The 12,348-nt window shown below is 71.6% G+C and carries 10 protein-coding genes; 2 read left to right on the forward strand and 8 right to left on the reverse strand.

Features of this window, described 5'->3' with window-relative positions:
* Positions 1-39: 39 nt before the first annotated feature.
* From HGK34_RS19250 to HGK34_RS19265, 4 genes are read right to left on the reverse strand one after another with little or no spacing between them, the layout of a single operon-like run.
* On the reverse strand, positions 40-1,047 hold the full coding sequence (locus tag HGK34_RS19250) for a LacI family DNA-binding transcriptional regulator (protein WP_201850431.1): 1,008 nt from the start codon (positions 1,045-1,047) through the stop codon (positions 40-42).
* Positions 1,044-1,934 (reverse strand): carbohydrate ABC transporter permease, encoded by an 891-nt coding sequence (locus HGK34_RS19255; protein WP_201850433.1) that lies wholly within the window; start codon positions 1,932-1,934, stop codon positions 1,044-1,046. Before HGK34_RS19255 ends, HGK34_RS19250 begins: the two co-directional genes overlap by 4 nt.
* On the reverse strand, positions 1,931-2,953 hold the full coding sequence (locus tag HGK34_RS19260) for a carbohydrate ABC transporter permease (protein WP_201850435.1): 1,023 nt from the start codon (positions 2,951-2,953) through the stop codon (positions 1,931-1,933). Before HGK34_RS19260 ends, HGK34_RS19255 begins: the two co-directional genes overlap by 4 nt.
* Before the next feature lie 2 nt (positions 2,954-2,955).
* Positions 2,956-4,290 (reverse strand): ABC transporter substrate-binding protein, encoded by a 1,335-nt coding sequence (locus HGK34_RS19265; protein ID WP_201850437.1) that lies wholly within the window; start codon positions 4,288-4,290, stop codon positions 2,956-2,958.
* A 272-nt stretch (positions 4,291-4,562) separates the two neighbouring features.
* Between HGK34_RS19265 and HGK34_RS19270 the strand changes: the two genes are divergently transcribed.
* The gene (locus HGK34_RS19270; RefSeq protein WP_201850439.1) at positions 4,563-6,650 is read left to right on the forward strand and encodes a beta-galactosidase; all 2,088 of its coding nucleotides are present in this window, start codon (positions 4,563-4,565) and stop codon (positions 6,648-6,650) included.
* Positions 6,651-6,776: 126 nt separating this feature from the next.
* Positions 6,777-8,426, forward strand: coding sequence for a glycoside hydrolase family 53 protein (locus HGK34_RS19275; protein WP_201850441.1), 1,650 nt, complete (start codon positions 6,777-6,779; stop codon positions 8,424-8,426).
* Between the two features lie 65 nt (positions 8,427-8,491).
* Here HGK34_RS19275 and HGK34_RS23335 read toward each other — a convergent pair whose 3' ends face one another.
* From HGK34_RS23335 to HGK34_RS19295, 4 genes are all read right to left on the reverse strand, one after another.
* Positions 8,492-8,677, reverse strand: coding sequence for a HepT-like ribonuclease domain-containing protein (locus tag HGK34_RS23335; RefSeq protein WP_307816107.1), 186 nt, complete (start codon positions 8,675-8,677; stop codon positions 8,492-8,494).
* Positions 8,678-8,748: 71 nt separating this feature from the next.
* The gene (amaB, locus tag HGK34_RS19285) at positions 8,749-10,302 is read right to left on the reverse strand and encodes an L-piperidine-6-carboxylate dehydrogenase (RefSeq protein ID WP_201850445.1); all 1,554 of its coding nucleotides are present in this window, start codon (positions 10,300-10,302) and stop codon (positions 8,749-8,751) included.
* A complete protein-coding gene (hglS, locus tag HGK34_RS19290; protein ID WP_201850447.1) occupies positions 10,299-11,810 on the reverse strand; it encodes a 2-oxoadipate dioxygenase/decarboxylase in 1,512 nt (503 codons plus the stop codon). Before hglS ends, amaB begins: the two co-directional genes overlap by 4 nt.
* Before the next feature lie 39 nt (positions 11,811-11,849).
* Positions 11,850-12,263 (reverse strand): NAD(P)/FAD-dependent oxidoreductase, encoded by a 414-nt coding sequence (locus HGK34_RS19295; protein WP_244666952.1) that lies wholly within the window; start codon positions 12,261-12,263, stop codon positions 11,850-11,852.
* Positions 12,264-12,348: the final 85 nt, after the last annotated feature.

Consider the following 12,348-nt stretch of genomic DNA (forward strand, 5'->3'; position numbering starts at 1 on the left):
CGGCCCTCGGGCCGCCCGTTTCCCCATGTCCGGGGACGCTCACGTGGAGTCGCGTTCCACCAGGGACGTGGGCAGCGTGATGCCCGCAGGTTCCTCGCCCTCCATCACCTCGTGCAGCAGCCGCACCATCTCCGAGCTGATCCTGGCAAAGGGCTGGCGCATCGTGGTGAGTGCGGGGTGCATCGCCGCGGCGACGCCGGAGTCGTCGAACCCGCCCACGGCGACGTCGCCGGGTACGCTGCGCCCCTCGGCCTGAAGGGTGGCGAGCGCTCCGGCCGCCATGAGGTCCGAGGCGACGAACACGGCGTCGAGGTCCGGCCGGCGCCGCAGGAGTTCTTCCATCGCCAGCCGGCCGGACTCCCGGGAGTAGTCGCCGGTCGCGACCAGGGACTCGTCGTACCTGTCGCCGAGGGCCTCCCGGTAGCCGTCCAGGCGCAGCGTCCCGCCCGAGGTGTCGAGCGGCCCGGTGATCATCGCGACCTTGGTACGCCCACGATCCAGCAGGTGTCGCGTCATGGTGACGGCACCAGACCTGTCGTCGGCCGCGACGTACCCCACGCGGCCCTCGTACCCGAGCGGGACGCCGCAGGCCACGACGGGGACGTCGTGTTCCAGCAGGTCGTCGACGATCGGGTTGTCGCGGTGGGAGGAGATCAGCAGCACGCCGTCGACGTGCCCGGCCGAGACGTACCGGGTGATCTGCTGCCGTTCGGACGGGGTACCGGCCACCATGAGCAGCAGCGGTATCTCCCGGCCGGACAGCTCCTCGGCCACGCCGCGCAGCAGGACCGAGAAGTTCGGGTCCTCGAACAGCAGGTGCTGCGGCTCCGTCAGGAGGAACGCGATGGAGTTCGACCGGGACGTGGCCAGCGAGCGTGCGTGCTGGTTGGCCACGTACCCGGTCGACGTGATGGCGGCCTCGACGGCGGCGCGGGCCTCGGGGGAGACGAGCTTGCCGCCGTTGAGCACACGCGACACCGTGCCGCGGGACACCCCCGCGGCGGCTGCGACGTCGCGGATCGTGGGCCGCCGGTTCCTGGTGCTCACGCCTTGACGGCCCCGGCCGCGAGGTCGACCTGCCAGAAGCGCTGCAGCAGCAGGAAGAGGGCCACCAGCGGCACGATCGACAGCAGCGCGCCGGTGACGACGAGCGTGTACATCGCGGGCTGGGAGGCGCCCTGGTTGAGCAGGCCGGAGAGGCCCACGGTGAGCGGGAAGAGTCTGTCGTCGCCGAGCATGATGTACGGCAGCATAAAGTTGTTCCAGATGGCGACAAACTGGAACAGGAAGATCGTCACCAGTCCGGGCGTCATCATCGGCATCGCGACCTGCACGAACGTGCGCAGCTCCCCGGCCCCGTCGGTCCGGGCCGCCTCCACGATCTCGTCCGGGATCGCCGCCGCGGCGTAGATGCGCGCCAGGTAGATCCCGTACGGGCTGATGACGCTCGGCAGCAGCACGGACCAGTAGGTGTTGGTCAGGCCCACCTGCGCCAGCAGCAGGTACTGCGGGATCGCCAGGATGACGCCGGGCACGAGCACCCCGGCGAGCAGCACGTTGAACACGCTCGCCTTGCCCCGGAACGAGTACTTCGCCAAGGCGTAGCCGGCCATCGCGGAGACCACGGCGGACAGCGCGGCGCCGACTCCCGCGTACAGCCCCGTGTTGAGCATCCACCGCCAGAACAGGCCCTGACGATAGGTGGACAGCTCGGCGATGTTGTCGAACAGGTGGAGCGACGGGACGAACGTCAGCGTCGAGAACAGCTCCGCCGAGCTCTTGGACGCCGCGAGGACCACCCACACCACGGGGAGCAGGCAGTAGGCGGCACCGACCAGCAGGATCGCGGTCGCGGCCACGCTCGGTCGCTCGCGCGCGGGACGGTCGGCGGCCCGGGGGACGACGGCGTCCCTGGCGGCGGTCACGGTAGTCATCGTTCCTCCTGGCCGAAGGCCCGGGACTGCACCAGGCGCAGGAACCCGAACGAGAGCACGAACGTCGCCACCGCGATGATCACCGACGTCGCGGCGGCCGAGTAGAGGTCGCCGCGCGTGAAGGCGTCCCGGTACACCTTCATCAGCGGCGTCCAGGTGGTGGAGATCGAGTTGGACAGCGGGCGCAGCGTGGTCGGCTCGGCGAACACCTGGAGCGTGGCGATCATCGAGAACACGAACGTCATGATGATCGACGGCAGCACGATCGGGATCTTGATGCGCCAGGCGATCCCGACCTGGGAGGCGCCGTCGAGCTCGGCGGCCTCGTACAGCTCGGACGGGATCGACCTCAGCGACGTGTAGATCACCACCATGTTGAACCCGATGCCGCCCCAGATCGCGATGTTCGCCACGGCGAACATCACCAGGTGTGACGAGAACAGCGAGGGCACCGACCAGCCGAGCCTCTCGAACACCCAGTAGAAGGGGCTGACGCCAGGCAGGTAGAGGAAGCCCCACAGCAGGGAGGAGATCACGGCGGGCACGGCGTACGGCAGGAAGATCGCGATCCGGCCGAACCGGCGCGCCCGGGTCCGGCGCGCGTCGAGCAGCAGCGCGAACAGGAGCGCCGAGCCGAGCATGACCGGCACCACGAGCAGGCCGTAGAGCGCGACCCGGCCGACGGAGGCGAGGAACTCCGCGTCCGCGACGGCGGACACGTAGTTCGCGACACCGTTCCAGACCTCCTGCCGCGACCCCGGGCCGAGACCGAGGCCGCTCACCTTCTCGGTGCGGAAGCTGAGGTACACGGAGTACCCGATGGGCGCCGCCAGGAACAGCGCGAACAGCACTATCGCCGGGGCCAGGAACGCCCAGGGCGCGGCGTGGCGGCCCAGCAGCCGGCCGCCGCGGCGTCGTGCCTCCGTGCTCGGCGGCAGCTCCAGCACATGGGCCGACGCCGGCCGGCGGGCAGCGGCTGCCCGTCGGTCCGGCGCGTCCTGCGTGATCGGTTCGGTCATCGTCACTCCGCGACGCTGAAGCCGGAGTTCACCAGGTCGTCGACCGTGACCTGCTGCATGGCCTCCACCGCGGCGACGAACGCGTCGGCCGATCTGGCCTCGGTGGCCTTGGCGAACTCGTCGTTGTAGGCGCTGTAGGCGACGTTGATGTTCGGTCCGTAGGTGAAGGGCTGCGTGGTCTGCGCGGTACGGGCCGCGATCTCGTAGAAGTCCTTCTGGTTCGAGAAGAACGCCGGAGGATCGGACAGGGCGTCCTCCGAGCCGGGGATGTCGGCCGGGTAGAGGCCGGACTCGTCCACGAGGGCCTGCACGGCCTCGGGGTCCGTGTTCATCCACTCGATGAACCGCGCGGCCTGCTCCGGGTGCTCCGACTGGCTGGTGACGGCTGTCGCGGAGCCGCCCCACGCGCCCGTCGCCGGTGCGTCCACGTCCCACTGCGGCATCGGCGCCATCTTCCACTTGCCCGCCGTGTCGGGGGCGTTGCCCGACAGCACGCCGGGAGCCCAGATCGCGGACAGCCAGCCCACCTGGGAGCCGTCGTTCAGGCCCTGGTTCCACTCGGGGGTGTACATCGGCTTGTTGTCGATGACGCCGTCCTCGACGAGCCCGCCCCAGTACTCGGCGACCTTCTGCACCTCCGGGCTGTCGATGTTCACGGACCACGAGTCGCCGTCGATCCCGTACCAGGAGGCGCCGGCCTGCTGGGTGAGGCCGACGAACCAGCCCGCGTCGTTCGCCGAGAACGTGCCGAGGTACTTGTCCGGGTCCTGCTCGTGCAGTTCCCTGGCCACCTCGGCGTACTCGTCCCAGGTGGTGGGGACGTCGAGGCCGTACTTCTCGAAGATGTCGGCGCGGTAGTAGAACTGCATCGGCCCGGAGTCCTGCGGCACCGCGTACACGGCGTCGGAACCGAGCGTCACGGCGTTCCACACGCCGTCGGCGAAGTGTCCGGCCGTGTCGTCGCTCAGCAGACCCGAGATGTCGGCGACGGCGTCGTTGGAGACGAGCTGGGGGATCTTCTGGTACTCGGCCTGCATGATGTCGGGCGCGCCGGAGCCGGCCTCGATCGCGGTGAGCAGCTTGGTGACGGCCGGGTCGCCGCCGTCCTGCTTGTTGACCACCACCTGGATGTCGGGGTTGTCGGCGTTCCAGAGGTCGACGACCTTCTCGATGTTCGGTGCCCACGTCCAGAACGTGAGCTCGACGGGACCGGCCGCGTCCGAGCTGTCACCGGAGCCGGTACCGCCGGCGTCACCGGAGCCGGCGGAGCATCCGGCCGCGAGCAGCGCAGTGGCGGCGAGTGCCGCACCGGCCTTGATGCCTGTGGTCAGGCGCATGGGGTGTCCTCCTCGTCAAGGACCATCGCGTGGGGCGTCCGGGGCTCCCGGGCCGCGTCACGACAGTGTGAGTCTCGATGCACGATGCTGTGCACGGTCACAGTAGCCACGGCGCGACTCGAAGCGCAAACACCCAGTTCGGGGCAGGCAGGCTTGCCAGATCACTGTTCTGTGGTGTGAACTGGGCCGCGAAATGCTGGGACCGTGCACAGCAATTGCCGGTGGATCGGACCAGTCAGACCACGCACACGACGTCGTGTCTAGGAGTACGAATGCCCGCAAGCACACCACCGGTCGGACCTGCCTTCGCCGACTGGCTACCCGGAGTCGACGGCCTCAGCTACGGGGGCGACTACAACCCGGAGCAGTGGCCCGAGGAGGTCTGGGACGAGGACATCCGCCTCATGCGCGAGGCCGGCGTGAATCTCGTCAGCATCGGCATCTTCAGCTGGGCGCTCCTGGAGCCACGGGAGGGCGAGTTCGACTTCACGCTCCTGGACCGCGTGATCGGCCTGCTGCACGAGAACGGGATCCGCGTCGACCTCGGCACTCCCACCGCCGTGCCCCCTGCCTGGTTCTACGCCACCTACCCTGGCGCGCGCGTGGTCACGAGGGACGGTGTGCCGATGGGCCCGGGCTCGCGCGGCATGGTTTCCCCGAGCTCGCCGGAGTACCGCAGGGCGGCCGTCAGGATCGCCACGGAACTGGCCAAGCGCTACGGCAGGCATCCCGCGCTCGCGCTGTGGCACGTGCACAACGAGTACGGCGCGCCCGTCTCCGACGACTACTCGGTGCACGCCCGGCGCGCGTGGCGCATCTGGTTGCGCGAGCGCTACGGCACCCTCGACGCTCTGAACGCGGCCTGGGGCACGGCGTTCTGGGGGCAGGTCTACGGGGACTGGGAGCATGTCCAGGTCCCCGCGGCGTCGCCGACCACCCTCAACCCGGCCCAGTGCCTCGACTTCGCCCGCTTCACCGACTCCGCCCTGCTGGCCTGCTTCACCGCCGAGCGCGACGCGATCCGCGAGCACTCCCACGCGCCGATCACCACCAACTTCATGGCGGCGGCCTGCCCCGCCACCGACCTGTTCCGCTGGGCCCGCGAGGTGGACGTGGTCTCCAACGACCACTACCTCACCGCGGCGGACCCGCGCGGACAGGTGGGCCTGGCGCTGGCCGCGGACCTCACCCGGTCGGTCGCCGGCGGCAAGCCGTGGCTGCTCCTGGAGCACTCGACCTCGGCCGTCAACTGGCAGCCGCGCAACGTGGCCAAACGCCCGGGGGAGCTGGCCCGCAACTCGTTCTCGCACCTCGGCCGTGGTGCCGACGCCATCATGTTCTTCCAGTGGCGCGCCTCCCGCTCCGGCGCGGAGAAGTTCCACTCGGCGATGCTGCCGCACGCCGGAACCGCCAGCCGCGTGTGGCGCGAGGTGGTGGAACTCGGGTCCGGCCTCGCCCGCCTGGGCGAGCTGCGCGGGACGCGGGTGCGGGCCGAGGTCGCGCTCCTGTGGGACACCGAGTCCTTCTGGGCCCAGGACCTCGAGTGGCGTCCCAGCCAGGACGCCGGGCACCGGGAACGGGTCGACGCCTTCTACGACCGCCTCTGGCGTGACGGCCACACCGTCGACCTCGCCCGGCCCGAGCACGACCTGAGCGGCTACAAGCTCGTGGTCGCCCCGGCGTCGTACCTGCTCACGGCCGAGGGCGCCGCCAACCTCACGCGCTACGTCGCAGGCGGCGGCACACTGCTGGTCTCCTACTTCTCCGGGATCGTCGACGAGCACGACGCCGTCCACCCGGGCGGGTATCTCGCCCCCCTGCGCGACGCGCTCGGCGTGACCGTCGAGGAGTTCCTGCCGCTGCGTGAGGGCGAGAGCCTGACCGTGATGTACGACGGGGCCGGCACGGAGCTGGCCGGCACGGAGCTGGCCGGCACGGAGCTGGCCGGCACCGTCTGGGCCGATGACCTCACCCTGGCCGGGGCCGACGTCGTCGGGACCTACGCCGACGGTCCGAAGCCGGGCGGCGCCGCCGTGACGCGGCACCGGCACGGGGACGGCACCGGCTGGTACGTGTCCACGAACTTCGACGTGGAGACCCTGTCGGCCGTCATGGCCGACGTGTACGCCGACGCCGGGCTGCCGCCGTCGGGCATCCCCGAGGACCTGGAGCTGATCCGCCGTCACGGCGACGGCGCCACGTACACGATCGCGATCAACCACGGCGGCGACGACGCCAAGCTCCCGCTGGACGGCCAGGTCACCGACCTGCTGACGGGTGACGAGACCTCCGGCGGAGCCGTCGTCGTCCCGGCGGGTGCGGTGCGCGTGCTGCGCTGCGACTCTCGGCGCCCGGCCTGAGAGGCGTTCAGGAGGCGATCTGCGGCCGTCACGCGCTGGATGACGGTCTCAGATCGCCTGCTGACCCGGCGAACGCCCCGAGGCTTTCCCGCACAGCGCGGGGGAGAGCAACGTCAAGGAGGACGGATGCGAAAGAGACGAGTACTGATCCCGGCGATGACCCTTGCCCTCGCCGTGTCGGCGGGGGCCGCCGCGGCGTTCCCGGCGGCGGCAGCGGCGGAGCGGTCCCCGCGGGCCGCTGCCGTCGCGCAGAACGCGATCGCGCTGGTCAACCCCGGCTTCGAGGAGGGGCTGACGGGCTGGGGCTCGACCTCACCCACGGGTGACACCGCGGCCGCGAAGACGGAGGCCGGTGGCGCCTCGTCGGACACGCGGCTGACGCACTGGGCGGACCACGAGTACTCCGTGACCACCAGCCAGCACGTGAGCGCGGTGCCGACGGGCTGGTGGACCGCGAGCGCGATGGTGAGGTCCGGTGGGGACCTCGGCGCGACGCGGCTGTGGCTCTGGTGCGGCGACGGCCCGGCGGAGGCGAACTCCACCGCCGTGCCCGTCACGGAGCAGGACGACACCTGGGTGCGGATCTCCGTCTCCGCCTACTCGACGGGCGGGACGTGCACGGTGTCCGTCGCCACGAACGGTGGGGCCGGGGCGTGGGCGAACGCCGACGACGTCACGCTGGAGCGCGGGCAGGTCACGCGGGACGTCCGGGGTGGCGACCTGTCGGGCCTGGCGAAGAACGAGGACTTCGGGGCGGTGTACCGGGACACGGACGGCTCGGTCGCGGACCCCGTCGAGCTGCTGGCGGACCGCGGCATGAACCTCACGCGGCTGAAGGTCTGGGTGGATCCGGCCGACGGCTACAACACGGCCGCGCAGGTGGCCGCGACCGCGGCGCGGGCCGAGGCCGCGGGGATGGACGTCATGATCGACTTCCACTACTCCGACCGCTGGACCGATCCCGGGGCGCAGGGCACGCCCGCGGCCTGGGAGGGGTCGTCACCGGCGCAGCTGGCGGACCTGCTCGCGACCCACACGCGCGACGTGCTCACGGCCGTTCGCGACGCGGGCGTGACGGTCGACTACGTGCAGGTCGGCAACGAGATCAACCCGGGGATGATGTGGCCGTACGGCCAGACGTGGGACGTCGACCCGGACGACGGCGTCTCCGCGCCGCAGTGGGACAACCTCGCGGCCTTCCTCACCGCCGGCCACGACGCGGCCAAGGAGGTGTTCCCCCAGGCGCGCACGATCCTGCACCTGACGAACATCAACAACGGTCTGGACTCGCTGACCTGGTGGTTCGACGAGGTCACGGCACGGAGCGTGCCGTTCGACGTCATCGGCCTGAGCTACTACGGCTACTGGCACGGCTCGTTCGCGGACCTGCAGGGCGTGGTCTCGGGCCTGTCGGCCCGGTACGACAAGGACGTGATGGTGGTCGAGGCCTCCTACCCGTTCACCCTGGACGACGACGCTCCCGCCTGGGAGAACGTCATCGACCAGCCCGGTGAGCTCGTGGCGGGGTACCCGGCCACGGAAGCGGGGCAGGCGGCCTGGTTCCGCGCCGTGCAGGACGTGGTGGCCGCCGCTCCGGGCGGGCGCGGCCTCGGGGTCGTGTACTGGGAGCCGGCGTGGACGGCCGTCGCGGGTGCGGGCTGGGACCCGGCCGACCCGGCGTCGGGCAACGCCTGGGAGAACCAGGCGATGTTCGGCTTCGACGACCGGCTGCTGCCGCTGGTCGCGGCGGAGCTGGCGCCGGACGCGACGCGCTGACCCGCCCCGGCGGGACCGGCGCCGCGATGCCGGTCCCGCCGCGGTGGCTGTGACGAGGACGAGCCCTACCGCGGCGTCTCGCTGATCCCGAGACTGTCCAGGAGCTCAGGAATACGCGAGGCCAGGGCGGAGAAGACGAGACGGTCGTCCACGCGGTCGTAGTGATGGGCGATGAGATTGCGCATGCGGGAGATTCCCAGCCAGTCGACGCCCTCGTGGGCATCCTTGTACGTGGCGGGGAGCTTCTGCACGACGGTGGCGACCTGGATGGCGATGTGGCGGCCCCCGAGCAGGTCGTCACCGGCAGGCCGCAGGAGCGGACTCAGCCGAAGTTGACGCCCTGGGCGAGCGGCAGCTCGGTGGAGTAGTTGATGGTGTTCGTCGCGCGGCGCATGTACTGCTTCCACGCGTCCGAGCCGGACTCGCGGCCGCCGCCGGTGGACTTCTCGCCGCCGAACGCGCCGCCGATCTCCGCACCGGAGGTGCCGATGTTGACGTTCGCGATGCCGCAGTCCGAGCCGGCCTCGGACAGGAACCGCTCGGCCTCGCGCGCGTCGAGCGTGAAGATCGAGCTGGACAGCCCCTGCGGGACGTCGTTGTGCAGGGCGATCGCCTCGTCCAGCTCGTCGTACGTCATCACGTACAGCACCGGCGCGAACGTCTCGCGCCGCACGACGGCGGTCTGGGCGGGCATCCGCACGATCGCGGGCGCCACGTAGGTGGCCTCGGGCGCGCCGTCCACGGTCACCTCACCGCCGCCGACGAGCACCTCGCCGCCGTCGGCCCGGGCCTCGGCGAGCGACCGGGCCATCCGCTCGGCCGACCCGGCGTCGACCAGCGGGCCCACCAGGGTGCCGTCCGTGCGCGGGTCGCCGATGGGCAGGCCCTCGTAGGCGCGGACCAGCCGGGCGACGACGTCGTCCACGATCGAGGAGTGCACGATGAGACGGCGCAGCGTGGTGCAGCGCTGACCGGCCGTGCCGGCCGCGGAGAAGACGACGCCGCGCGTGGTCAGGTCCAGGTCCGCCGACGGCGTGATCACGGCGGCGTTGTTCCCGCCGAGCTCCAGCAGGTAGCGGCCCATGCGCCCGGCGACGACGGGGGCGACGGCGGCGCCCATCCGCTCCGACCCGGTGGCGGACAGCAGCGCGACCCGCTCGTCGGCCACGAGCGCCTCGCCGGCCTCGAGCTCGCCCAGTACCAGGCGCGAGATCTCGGACGGGTAGCCGGCCTCGACGAGTGCCCGGTCCAGCAGCGCCGCGGACCCGATCGCGGACAGCAGCGTCTTCTCGCTCGGCTTCCACACCACGGTGTCGCCGCAGACCAGCGCCACGGCGGTGTTCCACGACCAGACGGCCACGGGGAAGTTGAACGCGCTGATCACGCCGACGACGCCGAGCGGGTGCCAGGTCTCCATGAGGCGGTGGCCGGGGCGCTCGGAGGGGACGGTGCGCCCGCTGATCGACCGCGACAGCCCGAGGGCGTAGTCGCAGATGTCGATCATCTCCTGGACCTCGCCCAGGGCCTCGCTGGTGATCTTGCCGGCCTCGATGGTGACGAGCTCGGCGAGGTCCGCCTTGTGCTCGGCCAGGAGTTCCCCGAACCGCTTGATCACGTGCCCGCGCGCGGGGGCGGGGACGGAACGCCAGGTGGTGAAGGCCTCGGCGGCCTGGCCGACCGCGGCCCGGGTCTCCTCGGCGCCGTCGCGCCGCACCGTGGCGATGCGCTCGCCCGACAGCGGCGAGTGCACGGCGATCCCGGCGTCCTCGGCGGCTTCCGGGACGGTGGCACCGAGGCGTTCGAGTGCGGCGAGGGCCGCGGCGCGCAGCTCGGTGCTCAGGGGTGAGAGGGACTGCGCCGAGGTCGTGGCGGTCATGAGGGTCCTCCGGGGGTGGTGGAAGCGGTCAGGGTCTCGGGGTCGACGCCGAGCGTCGCGGCGGCGGTCTGGCGCGACCGCTCGACCTGTCGAGCATAGAGCTCGAACGGGTCGGCGAGGTCACGGCCCAGGGCGCCGGCCATCCAGTCGTCGTCGCGGTCGGCGCCGGTCTGGCCGGCGTCCTTGGCGCCCTCCTCGGTGAGGTTGGACTGGAAGATCCCGGCGGCGGAGCGGGGCAGGAAGTCCTCGTACACGACGGGGGCGCGGACGACGCGGGGTGCTCGGGTCCCGGCGGATGCGCCCGCCGTCCTCGGACGGTCATGAGTTCCGGGACCGTCACCGCGCCGGTCATGGTCCCCGCGCCCGTTGTCGTCGACGGGACTGCCGTGGCCACCGATCCGTCCGTCGTCGGGCAGCAGTTCGTAGGTGAAGTAGCCGAGCCCCTGGTCGGCGAGCGCCGTCTCGCTGACGGGAAAGGTCCGGTGCCAGATCTCGCGGCCGATCGTCTGGCGTTCTGCCTCGGTGGCTCCGGCGGCGCGTTCGTCGAGCTCGGCGACGGCGGTGTCGTAGGCGGCGCGGCCCTCCCGGGTGAGCGCGATGCCGCGTGCCTCGACCTCGCCGAACCGGACGCGCAGCGAGTCCTCGATCACCCGGCCGTCGGGGGTGCGGAAGGTGCGGGGCTCCGCGAGGGCGCGGAAGGAGGTCTGGCGCAGCAGCACGTCGGGGCCCTCCCAGGCCGGTGGGCCCTGGATGGCGGGGATCATCGTGATGCCGCGGGCGGTCATCCTGGCGTACAGGTCGTCGATGTCCAGCACGCGCGGGGTGAGGTGGTTGATGTGCGTGGAGGCGATGCCGCCGATGTCCGCGGCGACGGCCGACACGGCCTCCAGCTCGCGGTACCAGGCCTGGTCCACGGGCTCGCGCGAGAGCTCGAAAGCCTCGGTGGCCAGGCGCAGGAACTCCTCGGCCGCCGTGGCGGGCAGCCCGCCCTCGGCCTCGGCGCGGTCGGCGAGCCGCAGCAGGTCCGGGCCGAACAGGGTGCGGGCGCCGAGGAACTCGTCGAGGCGGCGTTCCTGGTCGGCGGTGAAGAACCGGCGGTCGCCGGGCACCAGCATGGAGGTGAAGACGCGGAACGGGTTGCGGGCCAGCTCGTCGCGCTCGACCGGCCGGAACGCCGTGGAGATCACGGGGACGGACGACGACGAGGCGTCGCGTAGGTCGTAGAAGCCGACGGGGTGCATCCCCATGGCGCCGAAGATCCGCGCGACCTGCGAGATCTCGGTGGGCGTCCCGACGCGGATCGCGCCGTGCCGTTCGGCCGTCACGCGGTCGATCGAGCCGAGGCGTTCGGCGTCGGCCCCGTGGGTGGCGACGAAGTCGGCGTTGACCTCGTGGCTGACCTCCAGGAGCGTGGTGTAGGCGGGCACCTCCTTTCCGTACATGTCTGACAGGGAGCGGGCGAACGCCGCCCGCAACTGCCAGGGCTCAAGGAATTTCTCCTGAGACATGCCCCATCCTTCCCTCGGCGCTTGTGGCGCACGGTGCTGTCACCAGAATCTTTCCATGCCGAAGGGGGATACGTCGATGTCCGGCTCCTGTTGCTCCAGGAGGTCCCGCATCACCTCGCCCACCGCGGGCGCGACGCGTGCCGCGGCGCCGTTGAAACCGGTTGCGTACAGCAGCCCGGAGTCGTGGAAGCCCAGCAGTGGGAGTCCGTCGGGGGTCTCCGTCCGCGTGCCGAGCCAGCCGGGTGCGAGCGGGGCGTCGGACAGAGCCGGCGCGCACCGTGAGGCCGCCCGGCGCAGCACGGGCGCGAGACGCGGCTCGTGCCCGGGTTCCAGGGGCCGGTCGGGCCGCTCGACGCCGAGCATCACGCGGTCCGGCTCCGCGTTCGCGAACCAGAACGTGGAGCCGACGTCGAGGGTGGTGGGGACCTGGCCCGGCCGGGGAGCGAGCGGCAGGGTGAAGCCGAGCGCGCGTCGCCGGGCGGCGAGGGGAAGGCGTGGGCCTGTCTCTTATACACATCTGACGCTGCCGACGATAAGG

The organism is Myceligenerans indicum (assembly GCF_016742955.1).
Lineage (GTDB): Bacteria > Actinomycetota > Actinomycetes > Actinomycetales > Cellulomonadaceae > Myceligenerans > Myceligenerans indicum.